Here is a 19,457-nt window from a genome sequence, read left to right on the forward strand (position 1 = left end):
ATTGTGCCCTAATTATATATATTATCATAATTTATCAAAAAAAAGCTGCTGAACCATATAAGTTCTTGACAAAATTTTGCGGATATTCGCGAAACGTCCCGGAGGAGAAAAAAGGGGCCGGCAGACGTCAGACGCTACGGCTGCTGAACGGGCTCCCCTTCAAGAATTTCATCCTTTTTGTACTTTAACTTCGTCGCCTCTCCCCCTCTTAAGTGCCTGATGGATTTATGATAATCGAGTATTTCTTTTACTTCATTCGCCAAGTCAGGATTGATTTCAGGCAGGCGCTCTGTCAGATCTTTGTGTACGGTACTTTTGGAAACACCAAACTCTTTCGCAATGACACGAACGGTTTTTTTCGTCTCCACGATATACTTACCAATCTTGATTGTTCGCTCTTTGATGTAATCGTGCACACCACTCGACCTCCCCAGTTGGATGTGAGAAGTGTGAAATGAGATCCGTATTCTGTAACAGATTCACTGATGATGCCGCTTCTTCGTTGTCCGATTATATAAGAAGGTTTTTGAAATATGCCCACGATCCCTCACCTCAAACACTCTCTTTGTTAGGTTTGTAACAGTGTATTAGCAATGAATTGGGAATATGCTAAAAACTCAATAAGGACAAGGGGCGGGATCACAATTTTCTGCTTTTTGAACGTGGGCTTTACATCCGCGCGATCCTGCTGTAGAATAAAAAAGCGCGATTAGTTACTTAGGTAAGTTTTTTTGAAAAGGAGAACGGAAATGATCCACGTCAACAGACGCCTCATTCATCAAATCAATCAATGCGCCCGCCTGATTACGAAGAAAGCCAATGAACGGCTGGAGCCATTCGGCCTTTACTCCTCTCAATGGTCAATCCTATATTGCTTAAAAACGATCGGACCGATGACCCAAAAAGAAATCTGGTCCTATTTGAACGTGGAGGCGCCGACCGTTACCAGAACGATCAAACGCCTTGAAGAAAACGGCTGGATTCAGCGGGAACAGGGAGAAGACAAGCGGGAAAAGCTCGTCGTCCTGACGAAGGAAGCTGAATTGAAATACGACAGCATCAATCAAGAGATGCTGAAGTTCGAGGAAGACATGCTTGCGGATTTCCAAGATGGAGATAAAGAAGCTTTTTCTGAGTTTCTGAATGTGTTTTTAACGAAATCATAAAGAAAGGGAAGTGCTGTACTTTTGAGTAAATCTGACTCGATCTGGACCAAAGATTTTATAATGGTCGTACTCGTGAATTTATTTGTCTTTGTGTTCTTTTATACATTTTTGGCCGTGCTGCCTATTTATATGATTCAGGAGCTTGGCGGCAGTGAGTCGCAAGGAGGGCTTTTGATCAGCCTGTTCCTGTTATCCGCTATTATTACCCGTCCATTTTCAGGGGCGATTATCGAACGGTTCGGTAAAAAAAGAATGACGATTATTTCTCTGGCGCTGTTCGCCCTGTCTTCTTATCTGTATTTGCCGATACACAATTTTTATCTGCTGCTCGGACTGCGTTTCTTCCAGGGCATCTGGTTCAGCATTTTAACGACGGTCACGGGCGCAATTGCCGCTGACATTATACCTGTTAAGCGGCGCGGCGAGGGACTCGGTTATTTCGCAATGTCTATGAACCTTGCCATGGCGATCGGTCCGTTTCTCGGGCTGAGCCTTGTGAAGGTCATTTCATTCCCGGTTTTCTTTACGATTTTTGCCGTTTTTGTTTCTTTAGGCCTGTTAATCGCTTTCATGATTCGTGTGCCGGATCAAAACAACAGCGGAACGACTGTCTTCCGTTTTTCTTTCTCCGATATGTTTGAAAAAGGCGCGCTAAAAATCGCGATTGTCGGGTTGTCCATTTCTTTCTGTTATTCAAGTGTGACGTCATATTTATCCGTTTACGCAAAGACGATCCATCTGTTGGATGTCAGCGGCTATTTCTTCGTCTGTTTCGCAGTGACGATGATGGCTGCCCGTCCTTTCACCGGAAAGCTGTTTGACAGAGTGGGACCTGGAATCGTCATCTATCCGTCGATTATCGTGTTCTCCGCGGGGCTTTGCATGCTGGCGATGACAAACAGCGCCCTCATGCTTCTCTTGTCCGGCGCCGTAATCGGTCTTGGCTACGGCTCTATCGTACCGTGTATGCAGACGCTGGCGATTCAGAACTCGCCCGGCCACCGTTCAGGCTTCGCAACGGCTACCTTCTTCACATTCTTTGACAGCGGGATTGCCGGCGGGTCCTATGTATTCGGCCTCTTTGTCGCTTCCGCCGGATTCCATACGATTTATCTGGCAGCGGGGCTGTTCGTCCTGATTGCCCTGCTTCTGTATGGCTGGAGCCAGAAAAAAAGAACGCCGCTTGAAGCGGACGGAAATGTTTCAATCGCAGACTGATATGACAAAAAGCCGGGGTGCAGCCCCCGGCTTTTTTTATTCTGCCGCTCTTTCCCGCACTATGCGCCCCGCTGATTTTGCATAAGGAGGATGAATGTACATAAGCGTCGTATATCCGAGACATGACACAAGCACACCCGCAAACCAGGAGATATCATAGATGCCGGCCAGCGCCGGGACGTACATCCCGATTAAGGAAATAAATGCGCCGAGAAAGGTCGCGGCAAATGCACGGTAATTATAGCCTTTGTAATAGGTGTACTGTCCGTTTTCCGAATAAAGGTCATCAACGGAAAGCTGTCTTCTTCTGATAATAAAATAATCGGCCATCATCACTCCGGCCACCGGTCCGAGCATCCCGCCGATGAGTCCGAGAAACGCATATACATTTGTGGCGCTTTCCATCAGCTTCCACGGAATTGTGAACAGGGCCAAAACGGCGGTCAAGTACCCTCCTCTCTTGAACGTAATATATTTCGGCAGGGCATTCGCCAAGTCATAAGCCGGTGACACGATGTTTGCCGCCACGTTAACCGAAACGGCGGCGATGCAGAGCGTGATGACTGAAAGAGCGATAACGAAAGGATTATCAAACCGGGCCAAAATCTCCACCACATCCCAAATCGGTTCTCCGAACGCCACCTGTGATCCGGAAGTCACTGTAATGCTCGCAAACGCAAACAGCGCAAACGTTCCCGGCAGCCCGTAAAACTGACCGCGAATCTGTTCTTTTTGCGACGCGGCGAACCGGGTGAAGTCAGGGATATTCAGAATCAGCGTCGCCCATATTCCGATAATGCCCGTCACTCCGGCTGCAAATGGCCAAAACGTTTCAGAAAAGGTATGGAATTTTCCCGGCTGGGAGTAAATCGGGCCAAGCCCGCCGGCAATATCTATCGCCCACCAGACCATTCCGCCGAATACAAGATAAACAAGCGGGCCCGCCCACACTTCAAATTTTTTGATCGATTCCATGCCGTGCCGCAGCACAAGCAGGTGAATGCCCCAAAAGAAAATAAACGACAGAAAGCCCGGCAGATGAAGTCCGAACAAATTCCAATCTCCGCCGAGACTCCCCCAGCCCGGCCATATATTCAGAAGCAGGATATGTAAAGCCGTGCTCCCGGCAAATGTTTGAATTCCGAGCCACATGATGGCCGTAAACGCCCTGAGAAGCGCCGGAATGTTAGCGCCGTATATCCCGTACGAAGCTCTGATGATGACCGGAAACGGGAGGCCGTATTTCGTACCGGCATGCCCGTTTAAAGCCATAGCGGCAAACAAAATGAGTGACGCTGTCACGATAATGGCGAGCACCTGCCACGGTGAAAGACCGATCGCAATGAGTCCGCCCACAGTCGCATAGGTCGGGATGTTATGAATACAGCCCATCCAGATGGATGCAAAATTCACCGCTTTCCACGTCCGTTCTCCTTCCTCCACAGGCAGTAAATCTTTGTTGCTGAGCCGATTGTTCGTTGTTTTTTTCATCTTCTCCCTCCCGTATGTACGGTTTCCTCACATTTCATGTTAAAAATATAACTGAAAATTCCGTAAATAACATTGGGCGCTGTCGACAATAATCGTTTTGATTTTTGAGCATAATACACATAAAAAAAGAGACGGGGAGAGCCCGTCTCTTTTGATGCGGCTGTTAAGAGGCCTTTTTGAGGAGAACCGAAAACCGGAACGCCATCAAAAGGCTTACGGCGCCGACAATGATAAGAATCGTGCCGAGCATATGAAAATGGCCGGCGGTAATTTCTTTTCCGAAAAGAATGCCCAAAATGACAGAAGACAAAATCGAACCCAGATACCGGCAGGTCTGAAACAGGCCGGACGTTGTTCCGACCATGTCAGCCGGACTTGTTTTCAGCATGGCCGCCTGAAACGTCACATTGCCGAAGCCATAGCCGACGCCCAGCACAGACAGAATCAGCCCTTTTCCTATCATGGGCGCCTGAAGAAAGAAAAACGTTAACAGCACCGCCCCGATCGCGGTCAGACATGTTCCGGCGACAATCGGCTGAAGAATCCCTTTCTTATCTATCCATTTTCCGGTCAACGGCGACACCAAGATGCTCATGCCCGACATAAACAGCATAATCAATCCGCTTGTCTGAACGGACAAATGCATTTCATCCTGAAAATAGCTCGGAAGCCCGAAAAAAATGCAGTAAAAGAAGATATTCAGCAAAATAAATTGAATATACACCGACGATAGTTTCCGATGTGTTTTAAACAGCCTGACATCAATAAACGGCTTCTCCGTTTTCAGCTCGCGCCAGATAAACAGCCCGACAAACAAAAGCCCGAATACGCCTTCTATATAATGGGGCTTCGTACTGAAGGACAATAAAAACGACAAGAGAAGGATAATCGCCCCGGCAAACAAGAGTATCCCGATCGTATCAAGCTGACGGAGCACGGATTTCCAGCCGCCGATCTCGCGTTTTTCATCCTTCGGAAACATATACAGCCCGAGAAAAAAGCTGAGAATGATAAACGGCAGATTGACGAAAAAGATTGCGGGCCATCCTCCCCAAACGATCAGAAAACCGCCGAGAGTCGGCCCGAGCGCCGTCATAGCTGATGCAAAGATGGACAGAACGGCCAGCGCTGACGCCTGCTTCTCCTGTATATTCGAACGGATCAATCCGACGCCGGACGGATATATCGCGCTGCTTCCGATCGATTGAAACAGTCTCATAATTAACAAAGTCATGAAAGTCGGCGCAAACGGCGCGCCGATGGCCGAGACGGCAACAAGCAGAAGCCCGATCAAAAACAGCTTCTTCCTGCCGAGCATATCACCGAGCTTCCCGGTGACAGGCTGGGCCACCGCGCTGGCCAGATAAAAGGACGATATCAGCCAGGACACCGTAGTAAACGACAGGTGAAATTCATGCTGAATGCTGTGAAGCGCAAGAGAAATCATCGACGAGTTCAACGGGTTCAGCATCGTCCCCGAAGCCACGGCAGTCAAAAACAGGACGCGGCTTTTTTTGGAGATTGTCATTTGGTCTGCGCGATAAATTCTTCCGTCGTCCGGCTTCTGCCGATTTTCGGGAAGATAAACTTGAGTGTCGCTTCGTGCTGTTCATCGCTGAATGTCGCCATCGCGTCAGTCACGAAAACTTGCTGATACCCGAGCTGAAAAGCTTCCCGCGCCGTGCTTTCCACGCCGATGTTTGTCGCAATCCCGCATAATACGATCGTGTCGATTCCCCGTCTTCTGAGCTGAAGATCCAGGTCCGTGCCGAAAAACGCGCCCCACTGCCGTTTTGTTACCGTATAATCATTTTCCTTCACTTCGATTTCAGGCACAAATTCAGCCCAATCCGCCGCCGGAGCCGAATGGCCTGCCGCCTCTTCATCTGTCAGCGGCTTCAGCGCATCCGCTCCGTCGTGAAAGTCTACGTTCACAAAGCTGATAAAGCCGCCTTTTTCACGGAACACATCAATTAATTTTTTCGTGTTCGGCACAACGGCGCCGCTTTTATCAAACGGAACAATGCCTTTTTGTAAATCGATAATGACCAAAGCCGTTTTTTCAAATTGCAGATTTAATGATGTAGTCATAATAATTCCTCCTGATACAGTTAGTGTTTCTCACCCCGTTTATTTTACTCTTTCCCGGGCAGGATTTCTTGCGCCGTGCTCCGGCGCTCTTTTTATGGATATAAAGTCACTTCCTGTTTATTTGAAAATCCGACATTATATACCGTGAAAAACCATGTCATATAACCTTACACGAAAATGTTTTATCGTTCTTTTTTCTCTATAATAATGAATTAATCATGATCACATTCTGAAATGAGACGGAGGAATACAACATGCAGATGGGCGATACAGTATTTATGTTCTTTTGCGCTTTACTCGTGTGGCTGATGACCCCCGGGTTGGCTTTGTTTTACGGCGGAATGGTAAAAAGCAAAAACGTGCTCAGCACGGCGATGCACAGTTTTTCTTCACTCGCCATCGTATCCGTCGTTTGGGTTTTGTACGGATATTCACTTGCTTTTGCTCCCGGCAATACATGGCTTGGCGGCATTGAATGGGCGGGGCTGAAGGGAGTCGGATTTGAACCCGGAAGCTACAGTGAGACGATCCCGCATTCATTGTTCATGATGTTCCAAATGACATTTGCCGTGCTGACGACGGCGATTATTTCCGGAGCATTTGCTGAACGCATGAGATTCAGCGCCTTTCTTGTATTTTCCTTTTTGTGGGCTTCACTCGTATATACGCCTGTTGCGCACTGGGTATGGGGCGGCGGCTGGATCGGCCAAATGGGCGCCCTTGATTTTGCGGGCGGAAATGTTGTTCACATCTCTTCCGGAGTCGCCGGGCTTGTGCTGGCGATTGTACTCGGGAAACGCAAGGACGGCACGGCGGCTTCTCCTCACAACTTAATTTACACGTTCTTGGGCGGGGCGCTCATTTGGTTCGGATGGTTCGGCTTCAATGTCGGCAGCGCCCTGACGCTTGACAGCATTGCGATGTTTGCTTTCATTAATACAAACACCGCAGCTGCAGCCGGAATTATCGGGTGGATTGTAATCGAATGGATGCTGAACAAAAAGCCGACCATGCTCGGCGCTGTATCAGGCGCTATCGCCGGGCTTGTCGCCATTACACCGGCCGCCGGGTTCGTTACGCCATTTTCTTCCATTGCGATCGGCTTCATCGGCGGGCTTGTCTGTTTTTGGGGCGTTTATTGGCTCAAAAAGACGTTCGGATATGACGACGCGCTTGACGCTTTCGGCCTGCATGGGATCGGCGGCACATGGGGCGGCATCGCGACCGGTTTATTCGCAACCGTCTCCGTCAATGAAGGCGGGGCAAACGGGCTGTTTTACGGCGATCCGGGACTGCTTTGGAAACAGATTGCAGCCATTGCGGCAACCTATGTATTTGTATTTATTGTCACTTTCGTTATCATTAAAATTGTAGGTCTGTTCATTCCCCTCCGCGCCAGTGAAGAAGAAGAGTCACTTGGGCTTGATTTAACGATGCACGGGGAAAAAGCATATCAGGACTTATAAAGTGAGGAGTGACTTAGATGAGCGGTCAAATGTTCAAAGTAGAAATCGTTACGCGTCCGGCTAAGTTTGAAACATTGAAACAGGAACTCGGTAAAATCGGAGTCACATCGCTGACCTTCTCCAACGTACACGGCTGCGGCCTTCAAAAAGCCCACACCGAACTGTACCGCGGAGTCAAAATTGAGAGCAATGTGTATGAACGGCTGAAAGTGGAAATCGTTGTCAGCAAAGTCCCCGTTGATCAAGTGGTCGAAACGGCGAAAAAAGTGCTGAAAACGGGGGAGCCGGGTGACGGCAAAATATTCGTCTACGAAATCGGAAACACGATTAATATCCGCACCGGAGAAGAAGGACCCAAAGCTTTATAAACATACAGAACGCCCGGGGACAGCATGTCCCGGGCGTTTTTTTCAATCTTCATCAAAAAGAAGAAACCTTTTTTTCATGCGGGACAGGCCGCTTATGACGTGCGGTTTGTTTATTCGCATATGTACTGATATTGACCAGTATGCCGCACAAAAACAGCGTCATGATCAATGAAGAACCGCCGTAGCTGATAAACGGAAGCGGCACACCCGTGACTGGCAGAAGTCCGCTCATCGCTCCCAAATTCAATACAACCTGAAACATTAATTGAAACGTAATTCCGACGGCGAGAAGCTTCCCGAACGGGTCATCAGCACGCACGGCTGTTTTTACGCCGAGAAGCATTAACGCAAAATATAATCCCAACACGATCAGAACACCGAATATCCCCAGTTCTTCGCTGATCACGGCCATAATGAAATCAGTATGCGCCTCAGGCAGATAATTCATTTTTTCAACACTGTTCCCAAGCCCTCTTCCGAAAAATCCGCCTCCGGAAATAGCAAAATAGGATTGAATCAGCTGATAGCCGTCCCCGTTCGCATCACCAAACGGATTGGTAAAGGAAACGAGACGCTTCACACGATAAGAAGCGGAAAATGCGAGATAAACGACCCCTGACACCGCCGTTGCGCCGAGCACGAACAAATGGCGTTTTTTCAAGCCGGCACATAATAAAATCGAACCGCACGCCGCCAGGATTAAGGAAGCCGTCCCTAAATCAGGCTCCGCCAATGTCAAGATAAAAGCGGTCCCCAAAATCACTAAAGGCGGCAGAACCCCTTTCACAAATTGATGAATGTACGGCTGCTTTTTCGTATAAATCGAAGCGAAATACAAAATCATCGCGATCTTCGCCAATTCAGACGGCTGTACGACAAGCGGCCCCGCTCCCAGCCATCTGCGGGAAAAATTCCGCTCCAGCCCGATTCCCGGTATCAACACGAGCAGCAGCAATAACAGCGATCCAACCACAAACAGCGGTACAAGCCGCGCATACCGCTTATACGGCAGACAGGCGGCAAATAAAAATAAGCATATTCCGATCAGTAAAGAGGTTCTTTGTTTATGGAAGAAATAGGATGGATCTCCGTACCGCTGAGATCCCATCACATCACTGGCGCTGTACACCATTAACAAGCCGAATCCGCAAAGCAGCATGATGACAAACACAAGCGGCAGATCGGCGTTTTTTAAACGTTTCAGCAACGGACAAAACTCCTTCGGCTATTCTTTTCCCTCATACTTGACGCACAGCAATACAGTCACGTTTCAATCTGTTTACTTTTTTATGATTATTTTTAATACCAATTGTGTCTCATAGAAAAAAGCATTACACTGTTCATATAAAATAAAGATAAAAGGTGATATTTGTGAATTACGAACTATTTAAAGCGATCAATGGTTTGTCGCACCATAGCGCCATTCTCGACTCTATCATGGTATTTATAACGGAATACTCCATTTACGCCTATGCCCTTTTCCTGCTTGCCATGTGGCTGTTCGGAAGCACAAAAGGCAGACAAAACGCCCTGTATGCGGGCTTCACGGGTATTGCGGCGCTTATCGTCAACTATCTCATCACAAAAGTCTATGTCGAGCCGCGCCCCTTTGTCGAGCATACGGTTCATACGCTGATCCCTCATGCCGCGGATGCTTCTTTTCCGAGTGACCATACGACAGGCGCTTTAGCGATTTCAATTGCGATTCTGTTCCGCAACAAGAAACTAGGCTGGCCGCTGGTGATTTTCGGCCTGTTGACAGGCTTCTCAAGAATCTGGGTCGGCCACCATTATCCGATTGATGTGCTCGGAAGTATTATTGTCGCCCTCGTTGTCGGATTCCTGCTGTTCAGATTTTCAAATGTGCTTCGTCCGATTGTCGATCTGATCGTGCGAATCTACGAAAGTATCGTTCATAAAAACAAATCGACAAACCATAATCTATAAAAAAAAGCCGGCGTCTGTCACAGACTGCCGGTTTTTGTATGTTTGGCCGTAAGCTTTTTTCTTTGTAAAGCACAGAATGCGGCAGTGCCGAGACCGTCAATCATCACATCGCGGAGGCATCCGTTTCTTCCGAAAAAGAGCTGGACGATTTCTGTCAAAAACGCGGCGGCCAATGCATACAGCACCGCCTTCTTCATGCTCCTGCGCTCTCTGAAAAACAAATAGGTGAGCACAAAAAACGAAAACGCGTGCCCGAGCTTTTGAATCGCCGCTTCCGGTATGGCCAGCTCCGCCAAATCGAACACAAAGAAACCGGAAACATCCGGATGGGGCGTGAAACGGAAGGCCACCGTCTGCGTCACAATCATATCGTGAAAGCTTTCAGTCAAAGCAGAAATGAAAACAAAGACGAGCCATCCCGCCGCCAGACATTTATTCATTCAGCATCTCCTCGTTTTCTACCAGTATAAAGGCACATGCGGTAAAATGAAAAGCGCCTATCAGAGCTGATAGGCGCTTAAGGATCACAGTTACTTGCCTGAATCTTTCATTGAACCGTCATCTTTACCATCTGTCTTGTCTTTTGTGCCGTCTTCTTTACCGCCGGGTTTTTCCTCGGTTTCTTGTTTAGGCGTCACATCTTTTTTCTCGGAAGACTGCTGAATGGCCCCTTCCGTTTCTTCTGTCACAGCGTTTTTCTCTTCAGCCGCCGCTTTTTCAATAGATGTTACCGGTTTGTCCATAAAGTTCAGCGGGTTCATCGCTACACCGTCTTTGCGGATTTCAAAGTGAACGTGATTTCCGCTTTCTTCACTGTAAAGGTTTTTTCCTGATTTTCCGATGACTTGGTTCTGCTTTACTTTGTCGCCCTGGTCTACGCTGACTTCAGATAAAGACTGATAAACAGTAGACAGGCCGTCAGAGTGTTCAATTTCGACCATATAGCCCAGCACCGGATCTTTAGCAGCTTTAACAACCGTACCGCTCAGAGAAGCAGAAACATCAAATGATTTTCCGTCTTTCTCAGCTAAGTCAATTCCTTTACTTAGGCTGTACGTGTTATTATAGTTAACAAGTGCTGCTTCTTTCTCTTTTTTTGCGGCATTCGTTTCGTAAAACTTTTTCACAACAGAAACATTTTCAGAATGAGCAGCCGGCATTGCGACGTTTTCCATTGACTTTCCTACTTCGACGGCATCGTCTTTGCCGTTGTCATACGCGGAGTTTCCTCCGTTATTCGTCAGATTGTCCTTCACATCATTTGAAACGGATTGATACCAAAGGACAGCTGTTAAAATGACGGCCGCACTGACTAAGTAGATTGCAGGGAATATCCAGCGTTTGCGAAAGAACCGCTGAAGTTTTTTGACTTGAGAAGTTTTCTTTTCTTCCTCTCTCATTTGTTCATCACCTCAGCAACATTCTGAACACTTTTCTGAAAATATATACACATCTATAAAAAACTTTTTGGAAGTAGTATGTGCAGATTGCTCTTAATTATGTAATAAAATGTGAAGGGAGATCCCGGAATATGAATTTAACCCTGCGCAAAGCCGTTTCGGAAGATTTAGATGCGGTTGTGGCCATATACAACTCGACGATTGCCTCACGAATGGTAACGGCTGATACGGAAGAAGTGACGCCCGAAGACCGGATGGATTGGTTTTTGCGGCACACGGACCGGCGCCCGCTGATGGTCGCGGAAGATGAGAACGGCAAAGTGGCGGCCTGGATCAGCTTTGAAACGTTTTACGGCCGTCCGGCCTATGACAAAACAGCGGAGATCAGCATCTATCTGCATCAGGATTGCCGGGGCAAAGGAGCGGGAAGCTTTTTGCTGAAAGAAGCCCTGGCGATCGCTCCGAAAATCGGCATCCGGAATCTGATGGCTTTTATCTTCGGACATAATGTGCCGAGCATTAAGCTGTTTGAAAAATTCGGCTTTACTGAATGGGGCGTATTCCCGGGTATCGCCGAAATGGACGGAAAACGATATGACTTGAACATTTTAGGGAGAGAACTGTCATGATCAGCATCGATAAAGAAAAAGACGAAAATCAGCCGCTCAATAAAAAAGCCCGTTCCCTTGCCGACATTGCCAAATGGGGAAAAATCACCGCCGTGTTTCTTATCATTACGGGCTCTCTGTCCGCTCTGTCAGCCATAGTGACGCTGCTCGGAGCTATTCCGGGGGTTTTGCTCATCATTTCCGGCGTCATGCTGATGCGCTCGGCAAAAGCGGCTGCCGCCCTTCAGGAAGGCCTGGAAGAAAACGCGGAAGAAAATATGCTCGAACATTACGCATCCTTTATCAAAATGCAGTTTTTTTACGCTGTATCCAGTGTGGCATTGGGCATTATCGCTTTTATTTTAGTCGCCATCTTCGCTGTCATCGGAATTATGGCTTATCACAGCACCGATACGTATGACACGCCTGATTCATATTACTATGAGAACGACCCGGTGTTTGAATGACAAAAAGAGCTGATCACGTGTCAGCTCTTTTTTAATACAGCATTTCTTTTTTCCGGTCTTCTTCCGTTAAAAATTCAATAAAACTCTTCATCGCAGACGGCTCCTCCGCAATCAATCGGGTATAGGCGCTTTTCCGTTCCTCGGACAGAATATTGCTTTTTCTGATTCTGTTGAGCATATACAGACGGATCGTTTTTTGCACCTGTTTCCGCTGATAGCCGGCTTCTTTAAAAAACGCAAGACCCAAGGCCGCAAGGAGCGCAAAAATGCCGGCCGATACGAAAGCTCCTCTCCCGGAAGGAGCCTGAATCAAAAGCGATGCCAGATGAAACAGAGAAAAAGCGGCGAGCGGGAAAGCAAGAAAACGGTAAATGATGCTTTTTTTCATCAGCGGTGTGATGGCGATTTGGATTTTCTGAATTTCTTTTTTTATGAATCCCGGCAATTGTTCCGCATGTTCCAGCTTCATACCCTCTCCCCTTTGCTGTCATTTTTGTCTTCTTTTTCATATATGCTTATTTTACCGCACCCGGAACTTTCTTTGAAAGAAAACTGCATCCATCTTTGATTCCGGCTCTTTATTCTTTCAAAATGTCAATGTTATAATTTGAAATGGGAATCAGATTGCTGCACTTGTCGGAATACTAATGGGCACAGTCTTGATAAATATGATATAGCGGGGTTGCAAAGTGAGCATTTCATTTATTTTATTCGGATTTTTTTTCATTTTAAATATACTTCTGGCCATCATCATGATTTTCAAAGAAAGACGCGATGCCAGCGCTTCATGGGCTTGGCTTTTGGTTCTTTTTTTTATTCCCATTTTAGGGTTTATTTTATACCTCTTATTCGGCCATAACCTGAGACGCAAGCACCTGTTTCAATGGGAAGACCGTAAAAAGATCGGGATTGAAAAGCTGCTGAAGTCTCAGCTGAAAGACCTGAAATCGAGGCAATTCCAATTTAACAACAGGGCGACTGTGGATAATAAAGACCTCATCTATATGCTTGTCATGAACAACCACGCTGTCTTTACAGAGGATAATTCAGTTGAGATTTTAACGGACGGGCGCGATAAGTTCAAACGCTTAATGAAAGACATTTCCAATGCAAAAGATCACATTCACCTTCAATATTATATTTATAAAGGTGATGAACTGGGAAAAAAATTGCGTGATGCCTTAGTGAAAAAAGCACAGGAAGGTGTAAAGGTCAGAGTGTTATATGATGAACTCGGTTCGAGAACGCTCAGAAAAAAATTCTTCAAACCGCTGCGGGACGCCGGCGGCCATGTGGAGGTCTTTTTTCCTTCCAGGCTCCGTCCGATTAATTTGCGGCTCAATTATCGGAATCACCGCAAGCTCGTGATTATTGACGGCGAAACCGGATATGTCGGCGGCTTTAACGTCGGAGACGAATATCTCGGCCTGAACCCGAAATTCGGCTACTGGCGCGATACGCACCTCAGGCTTCAGGGTACGGCGGTTCACGCCATTCAGACAAGGTTTATCCTCGACTGGAACCAAGCCTCCCATCACCATACGCTCACATACGTCCCGAATCATTTTCCGGAATGCGAGCCGAAGGGGAATGTGGGGATGCAGATTGTCACGAGCGGACCGGATTCAGAGTGGGAACAAATTAAAAACGGTTATATCAAAATGATCTCAACGGCCAAACGGTCGATCCTGATTCAGACGCCTTACTTTATTCCTGACTCAAGTCTTTTAGACGCTCTCAGGATCGCTTGCCTGTCAGGCATCGACGTAAAAATCATGATCCCGAACAAACCGGATCACGCTTTCGTTTACTGGGCGACTTTATCTTACATCGGAGATCTTTTGAAAGCCGGGGCCTCGGTCTATATTTACGATAACGGCTTTATTCATGCAAAAACGATTGTCGTCGATGATGAGACGGCTTCAGTCGGTACGGCGAATATCGACGTCAGAAGCTTCAGGCTTAATTTTGAAGTCAACGCCTTTATTTATGACGTCACCATCGCGAAAAAGCTCATTTCCTCATTTAAAGAAGATCTGCTCGTCTCCAGAAAATATACGTATGAAGAATACCAGGAGCGTTCACTGCGGATCCGCATCAAAGAATCGATTTCAAGGCTTCTGTCGCCGATTTTATAAACTTTAATTAGCTTTCTTTCTCCTTTAAATAGATGTGTATAATCATTACACTTGTGATTATACACTCATTTAAAGGTTTTTTATTAGAATAAACAACCAAATTACCATGATTATTCACACATATTATTTCACAAATTAAAATCACACCGTTTATAGAATTAGAATAAACATTGATTAATTTATAATTTATAGTAAAATATTTCATAAAAGGAGGAAAGTCTCATGAAAAAAATTTCAATGTTATTTTCGGTTATTGCTCTTTCACTAGGCCTTCTGAGTATTCCAGTTGGCAAGGCTCAAGCAGCTACAGGCCCATGGACTGAAGTTGGAAAAAAAGGCTGTAAAGTTAGAGTTTGGGTTGACGCCTATACATATTCTAAAAAAGCATCTACAATTGATTGGTATGGAGAAACTAACGGTAAATGTGGAACATTAAATTATACTGCTTACCTTAGAGTCTCAGAGGGTGCTTCACAATATCAATTAAAAGGCTCATTCTCAAAAAGAACTCCTACAAAATCATTCTCTATCAATAAATTAAGGAAAGAACACTTTAGCAGAAAACGAGTTGCAGTTACACTTAATATAGGATCTTATGAAGTACAATCACACACTATAACTGTTAACTGGTAGCATCTTAAATACCCTTTTTGGAACTGTCTTTTTTCAGATTCTAACTAAAAGATATTTACCGCTGATAGAGTCAACCTTTTTTGCATCTTTCTCGGCTATTTTTCTTTAAAAAGTAGATAAATAACTAATATGATAGTAACAGCTTTTTCAGTTGGTTATTAAAGAAGTCCATCAGCGATTTCTATTTTGTTTAACAGCACCCTTTCAAAGACGGCCATTCAAGGTAGAAACGGACACATGGCTGGAAAAAACACATTTTATATTCAAAAGAATGGCCGAATAGTGTATAAATGAAAAGTGAGTATTTTTTTGTAAAGGAGTGCCAAGTTTTGAAACCTGAATCAGTGAATCGTTCGCTTATTTCTATTTCGAAATGGGGAAAAGCGACAGGTATTTTGTTTATTATTATGGGCGCATTTGCTGCGCTGTCCGGCGCGTTTTTCTTCTTAATCGGAGCCATTCCAGGCGTTCTGCAGATCATTGCCGGCATTTTTCTGATGCGCTCGGCAAAAGAAGCGGGACAGATGGCGGAGCAGTTCAATGAACTGACAGAGGAACATATGCTGGAGAATTACGCAAAGTTCGTGAAAATGCAGGGGATCTATCTCATTGTAACAATCGGCTTGTCCGTTCTCTGCATCGTTCTCTTCATTGTACTTATGACGCTCGGCATCGTGGACGGCGTATTTGATAACATTGATGCCAATACATATTAAAAAAGAAAATCCCGGCGCGTCCGCCCGGGATTTTTTTCTTATTCCGCTTCTCCGACAACGGTAAAGCGCTCGTTTTGGTGCTTTGGATTTTCCAATTCATCCAATACGGCAATGGCATAATCGGCGTAGCTGATATAGCTGTCGCCTGCATCATTGACGATGAGTGTGTCTTTGCCTTTTTTGTATGCTCCCGTGCGTTTTCCGTTCGGATCAAACATTGCCGCCGGACTCAGAAATGTCCAAGAAATAGACTCGGTGTTTTCAAGGTCTTGTAAATTTTTCGCCTGCTGAAGCGCTGTCTGCAGATATTCTTTCGGAAATTCCGGCGTTTCAGCCAGACGTGTTGTTTTTGCTTCATCAACAAAGAGGCTGCCTGCTCCGCCGACGACAAATAATGTTGTATCTTTTGCTTCCTTGAAAATGCTGATTAGTGCTTTTCCCGCTTCAACATGCAGATGCTCCTTGCCCGCCGGCGCACCGAAGGCGTTGACTACGGCATCAAATGGCTTTATATCCTCCGCCTTCAAATCAAAGATGTCTTTTTCCACAACCGTGACATCTTGATCTTTTACGTTTGATGCATTTCTGACGATTGCCGCCACCTCATGGCCGCGTTCCTTCGCTTCCTTCATAATAGCGCTTCCCGCTTTTCCGCTTGCTCCGATAATTCCGATTTTCATGTTCTTTTCCTCCTTATTTGTAACTATTATTGTTACAACTGTGGCGGCATGAAGCCATCTCTTTTTAACAAAAGAGATGATTCATTACATCATAAAGGGACTTGCTCGCCAATTCATTCTCCATTGCCCGCTGAACGCTTCCGAACGTCTCATCAAGCGCACGCTGAATATTTTTGCCGACCGGACAGTCCGGATTCGGATTGTCGTGAACCGCAAAAAGCTCTTCCTTATTCTGCACCGCCCTGTAAACCTCCAGGAGGGTAATCTCAGACGGATCTTTTTTCAGGCTGGCTCCCGGAACACCCGCCCGGGATGTCAGAATACCTGCTTTTTTCAGCTGGCTGATCGTTCTCCGCACTACGACGGGATTGGTGTTTACACTGCCTGCAATCATATCTGATGATGCCCGTTCATCCGTTGAGATCAGCGATAGAATGTGAATGGCCACAGCAAGACGGCTGTTAATCATGTTTTTCACCACCGTTGTAACCATAATAGTTACATTTCATTTGTTTGTCAACTATTAATATACACTAAATCACGCGGGAAGATGAAATCAAGTTGGCAACAGAGGTGTAAATAGGCCGGCGGGAAACCGGCCGGAGATGGATTAAAATAAGAAATAACGCTGTCCGAGCGGAACATAGCTGACGGGCTGGCATGCCAGCTCTTCTCCGTCGGCGAACACCTGATAGGTTTTCGGATCGACTTGTATATTCGGCATCGCATCATTCAGCTTCATGTCGAGCTTACTCAGCTTACGGATATTCCGTACGGGAGAAATCATTTTTTCAAGCCCGAGCTTTTCAGGTACGCCGTTTTCGATACCGGCCTGGGACATAAATGTAATAGAGGTATTGCGGTTCGCTTTACCGTATGAAGCGTACATCTGCCTCATAAACACAGGCTCAGGCGTCGGAATGGAAGCATTCGGGTCCCCCATTTGGGCGCGGGCAACCATGCCGCCTTTGAGCACAAGTTCAGGTTTGACGCCGAAGAAAACCGGGTCCCATAATACGAGGTCGGCGAGCTTTCCTTTTTCGACGGAACCGACTTCATGGCTCAGGCCGTGGGTGATGGCCGGATTGATCGTGTATTTGGCGATATAGCGTTTGGCGCGTACATTGTCATTGCCGTTTTCTCCTGAAAGAGCGCCTCGCTGCTTTTTCATTTTATCGGCAACCTGCCATGTCCGGATAATCACTTCTCCCACCCTGCCCATCGCCTGCGAGTCAGATGATGTCATGCTGATGGCGCCGATATCGTGCAGAATATCCTCCGCCGCAATGGTGGCCGCTCTGATGCGTGAATGACTGAACGCCACGTCTTCCGGAACTTTTGAATCTAAATGATGGCAGACCATCATCATATCAAGATGCTCGTCCATCGTGTTGACGGTATACGGAATCGTCGGCGTCGTAGAGGACGGCAGAATATTGGCGTAAGATGCGAGTTTCATAATATCCGGTGCATGGCCTCCGCCGGCTCCCTCTATGTGATATGTATGGATAACCCGGTCGCCGATCGCATCAAGCGTGTTTTCTAAAAAGCCCGCTTCATTAATCGTGTCTGTGTGAATCGCCACCTGAATATCCGCTTCATCCGCTACTTCCATGCAAGTTTTGATGGCGCTTGGCGTTGTTCCCCAATCTTCATGCAGCTTCAGGCCGATCGCGCCGGCTTCTGTCTGCTCAATGAGAGGCGCTTTATCAGAAGCATTCCCTTTCCCTAAAAACCCGACATTGATCGGAAATTGCTCAGCCGCCTCCAGCATTCTCGACATGTACCACGCGCCGGATGTACAGGTCGTCGCTTTACTTCCCGTCGCAGGGCCCGTTCCGCCGCCCAGAAGCGTGGTCACGCCTGAAGAAAGCGCGACTTCCATCTGCTGCGGGCAGATAAAGTGGATATGCGTATCAACGCCGCCGGCCGTTACGATTTTTCCTTCACCGGAAATGACTTCTGTTCCGGCGCCGATGATCATGTGCGGGTCGACCCCATCCATGATATCCGGGTTGCCGCTTTTCCCGACGCCGACAATCCGGCCGTCCTTCACTCCGATATCCGCCTTGACGATCCCGGTATAATCCAGGACGACGGCGTTTGTAATGACAAGATCAAGCGCCCCGTCTTTCCCTGTGATGCGGCCGTTCTGCCCCATACCGTCACGGATTGTTTTTCCTCCGCCGAAAATCATTTCTTCTCCGTAATTCGTGAAGTCTTTTTCGACCTCGATCCATAAATCCGTATCTCCGAGTCTGACTTTGTCTCCCGTTGTCGGTCCGAACAGTTCTGCGTATTGCTCGCGTGACATTTTCATCGGATCGCTTCCTCCATCCATCCGGCTTTTTTAAGATTTGACAGAGTCTTCTCTTTACCCCGCTCATCCATATACGTATCGGCCATTCCGTTCAGGCCTCTGACCGTTTTTCTTCCTCCGATTTCCACGAGCGTGACGGTTTTCTCTTCTCCCGGTTCAAAACGGACCGATGTGCCTGACGGAATGTCAAGACGCATGCCGATTGCTTTCTCCCGATTGAAGGACAGGGCGCCGTTGGCTTCCGCAAAATGAAAATGCGATCCTACCTGCACTGACCTTGTTCCGTTATTGGTGACTGACACCTCCAGCGTCTTTCGGCCTTCGTTAATGGTGATGGTCCCCTTTGCGACTTGAATGGCTCCCGGCTTCATGACTTCACCTCCGCTTTGATCGGCTGATGAACGGTGACAAGCTTGACCCCGTCCGGGAACGTCGCTTCCACCTGAATGCTGTCCAGCATTTCCGGAACGCCTTCCATAACGTCTTTTTCCGTTAAAACGGTGCGGCCGGATTCCATCAGCTCAGCAACGCTTTTTCCGTCTCTGGCGCCTTCCATCAGGTAACAGGTCAAATATGCGGCAGCTTCAGGATAATTCAGCAGAACGCCGCGCTCTTTCCGCTGTTTTGCGAGCTCTCCCGCTGTGAAAATAAGCAATTTTTCTTGTTCAACCGGTGTCAGTTTCATCGTATTCCCCCTTTTGATAGTCAAACGCAATCCACATGGTCATACCGAAACGATGCAGGCGGT

Annotated in this window: 23 protein-coding genes; 10 read left to right on the forward strand and 13 right to left on the reverse strand. The window is 46.9% G+C overall.

Annotated features, from left to right (window positions below; all coding sequences use genetic code 11):
• Window positions 1-134 precede the first annotated feature (134 nt).
• Window positions 135-416: a sporulation transcriptional regulator SpoIIID gene (spoIIID, locus tag BAMF_RS38245; RefSeq protein ID WP_003151236.1), complete on the reverse strand. Its 282-nt coding sequence runs from the start codon at window positions 414-416 to the stop codon at window positions 135-137.
• Between the two features lie 333 nt (window positions 417-749).
• On the opposite strand from spoIIID, the gene BAMF_RS38250 reads away from it, so the two are divergent.
• Entirely contained in the window at window positions 750-1,166 is a 417-nt protein-coding gene (locus tag BAMF_RS38250) for a MarR family winged helix-turn-helix transcriptional regulator (RefSeq protein ID WP_013353877.1), read from the forward strand.
• Between the two features lie 21 nt (window positions 1,167-1,187).
• Complete coding sequence (locus tag BAMF_RS38255) at window positions 1,188-2,384, forward strand: MFS transporter (protein WP_013353878.1); 1,197 nt, start codon at window positions 1,188-1,190, stop codon at window positions 2,382-2,384.
• A gap of 36 nt (window positions 2,385-2,420) precedes the next feature.
• Here the strand turns inward: BAMF_RS38255 and BAMF_RS38260 are convergent, their stop codons facing one another.
• The 3 genes from BAMF_RS38260 to BAMF_RS38270 form a co-directional block, all read right to left on the reverse strand.
• Window positions 2,421-3,875: an NCS1 family nucleobase:cation symporter-1 gene (locus BAMF_RS38260; RefSeq protein ID WP_013353879.1), complete on the reverse strand. Its 1,455-nt coding sequence runs from the start codon at window positions 3,873-3,875 to the stop codon at window positions 2,421-2,423.
• A 163-nt stretch (window positions 3,876-4,038) separates the two neighbouring features.
• Window positions 4,039-5,403: an MFS transporter gene (locus BAMF_RS38265; protein ID WP_013353880.1), complete on the reverse strand. Its 1,365-nt coding sequence runs from the start codon at window positions 5,401-5,403 to the stop codon at window positions 4,039-4,041.
• Window positions 5,400-5,966 carry an isochorismatase family protein gene (locus tag BAMF_RS38270; protein WP_013353881.1) on the reverse strand — a complete coding sequence of 189 codons (567 nt, stop codon included), beginning with the start codon at window positions 5,964-5,966 and terminating at the stop codon, window positions 5,400-5,402. Before BAMF_RS38270 ends, BAMF_RS38265 begins: the two co-directional genes overlap by 4 nt.
• Window positions 5,967-6,220: 254 nt before the next feature.
• Here BAMF_RS38270 and BAMF_RS38275 point away from each other — a divergent pair, with 254 nt between their 5' ends.
• Both BAMF_RS38275 and BAMF_RS38280 read left to right on the forward strand, forming a co-directional pair.
• Window positions 6,221-7,432 (forward strand): ammonium transporter, encoded by a 1,212-nt coding sequence (locus tag BAMF_RS38275; RefSeq protein ID WP_013353882.1) that lies wholly within the window; start codon window positions 6,221-6,223, stop codon window positions 7,430-7,432.
• A 17-nt stretch (window positions 7,433-7,449) separates the two neighbouring features.
• A complete protein-coding gene (locus tag BAMF_RS38280; protein WP_013353883.1) occupies window positions 7,450-7,800 on the forward strand; it encodes a P-II family nitrogen regulator in 351 nt (116 codons plus the stop codon).
• Between the two features lie 52 nt (window positions 7,801-7,852).
• On the opposite strand, the gene ftsW is transcribed toward BAMF_RS38280, so the two are convergent.
• Window positions 7,853-9,007: a putative lipid II flippase FtsW gene (gene ftsW, locus BAMF_RS38285; protein ID WP_013353884.1), complete on the reverse strand. Its 1,155-nt coding sequence runs from the start codon at window positions 9,005-9,007 to the stop codon at window positions 7,853-7,855.
• Between the two features lie 164 nt (window positions 9,008-9,171).
• Between ftsW and BAMF_RS38290 the strand changes: the two genes are divergently transcribed.
• Entirely contained in the window at window positions 9,172-9,747 is a 576-nt protein-coding gene (locus BAMF_RS38290; protein WP_013353885.1) for an undecaprenyl-diphosphatase, read from the forward strand.
• A 17-nt stretch (window positions 9,748-9,764) separates the two neighbouring features.
• Here BAMF_RS38290 and BAMF_RS38295 read toward each other — a convergent pair whose 3' ends face one another.
• Window positions 9,765-10,187, reverse strand: a complete 423-nt coding sequence (locus BAMF_RS38295) for a VanZ family protein (protein WP_013353886.1) — start codon at window positions 10,185-10,187, stop codon at window positions 9,765-9,767.
• A gap of 90 nt (window positions 10,188-10,277) precedes the next feature.
• A complete protein-coding gene (locus BAMF_RS38300; protein WP_013353887.1) occupies window positions 10,278-11,147 on the reverse strand; it encodes a M23 family metallopeptidase in 870 nt (289 codons plus the stop codon).
• A gap of 131 nt (window positions 11,148-11,278) precedes the next feature.
• Between BAMF_RS38300 and BAMF_RS38305 the strand changes: the two genes are divergently transcribed.
• Complete coding sequence (locus tag BAMF_RS38305; protein ID WP_013353888.1) at window positions 11,279-11,776, forward strand: GNAT family N-acetyltransferase; 498 nt, start codon at window positions 11,279-11,281, stop codon at window positions 11,774-11,776.
• On the forward strand, window positions 11,773-12,222 hold the full coding sequence (locus BAMF_RS38310) for a DUF5362 family protein (protein ID WP_013353889.1): 450 nt from the start codon (window positions 11,773-11,775) through the stop codon (window positions 12,220-12,222). The genes BAMF_RS38305 and BAMF_RS38310 overlap by 4 nt, the downstream gene beginning before the upstream one ends.
• A 31-nt stretch (window positions 12,223-12,253) precedes the next feature.
• Here the strand turns inward: BAMF_RS38310 and BAMF_RS38315 are convergent, their stop codons facing one another.
• Entirely contained in the window at window positions 12,254-12,691 is a 438-nt protein-coding gene (locus BAMF_RS38315) for a DUF5392 family protein (protein ID WP_013353890.1), read from the reverse strand.
• Between the two features lie 220 nt (window positions 12,692-12,911).
• Between BAMF_RS38315 and cls the strand changes: the two genes are divergently transcribed.
• From cls to BAMF_RS38330, 3 genes are all read left to right on the forward strand, one after another.
• Complete coding sequence (cls, locus tag BAMF_RS38320; RefSeq protein ID WP_013353891.1) at window positions 12,912-14,360, forward strand: cardiolipin synthase; 1,449 nt, start codon at window positions 12,912-12,914, stop codon at window positions 14,358-14,360.
• A 222-nt stretch (window positions 14,361-14,582) separates the two neighbouring features.
• Complete coding sequence (locus BAMF_RS38325; RefSeq protein WP_014471142.1) at window positions 14,583-14,993, forward strand: hypothetical protein; 411 nt, start codon at window positions 14,583-14,585, stop codon at window positions 14,991-14,993.
• 329 nt (window positions 14,994-15,322) lie between these two features.
• The gene (locus BAMF_RS38330; protein ID WP_013353892.1) at window positions 15,323-15,709 is read left to right on the forward strand and encodes a DUF5362 family protein; all 387 of its coding nucleotides are present in this window, start codon (window positions 15,323-15,325) and stop codon (window positions 15,707-15,709) included.
• Between the two features lie 38 nt (window positions 15,710-15,747).
• On the opposite strand, the gene BAMF_RS38335 is transcribed toward BAMF_RS38330, so the two are convergent.
• From BAMF_RS38335 to ureA, 5 genes are all read right to left on the reverse strand, one after another.
• Window positions 15,748-16,389, reverse strand: coding sequence for an NAD(P)-dependent oxidoreductase (locus BAMF_RS38335; RefSeq protein WP_013353893.1), 642 nt, complete (start codon window positions 16,387-16,389; stop codon window positions 15,748-15,750).
• A 64-nt stretch (window positions 16,390-16,453) separates the two neighbouring features.
• Window positions 16,454-16,858, reverse strand: a complete 405-nt coding sequence (locus BAMF_RS38340; RefSeq protein ID WP_003151203.1) for an Rrf2 family transcriptional regulator — start codon at window positions 16,856-16,858, stop codon at window positions 16,454-16,456.
• Window positions 16,859-16,999: 141 nt separating this feature from the next.
• Window positions 17,000-18,709, reverse strand: a complete 1,710-nt coding sequence (gene ureC / locus BAMF_RS38345; protein WP_013353894.1) for an urease subunit alpha — start codon at window positions 18,707-18,709, stop codon at window positions 17,000-17,002.
• Entirely contained in the window at window positions 18,706-19,080 is a 375-nt protein-coding gene (ureB, locus tag BAMF_RS38350) for an urease subunit beta (protein ID WP_013353895.1), read from the reverse strand. Before ureB ends, ureC begins: the two co-directional genes overlap by 4 nt.
• A complete protein-coding gene (gene ureA / locus BAMF_RS38355) occupies window positions 19,077-19,394 on the reverse strand; it encodes an urease subunit gamma (protein WP_013353896.1) in 318 nt (105 codons plus the stop codon). Before ureA ends, ureB begins: the two co-directional genes overlap by 4 nt.
• Window positions 19,395-19,457: the final 63 nt, after the last annotated feature.

The organism is Bacillus amyloliquefaciens DSM 7 = ATCC 23350 (assembly GCF_000196735.1).
In the GTDB taxonomy this organism is placed as follows: domain Bacteria; phylum Bacillota; class Bacilli; order Bacillales; family Bacillaceae; genus Bacillus; species Bacillus amyloliquefaciens.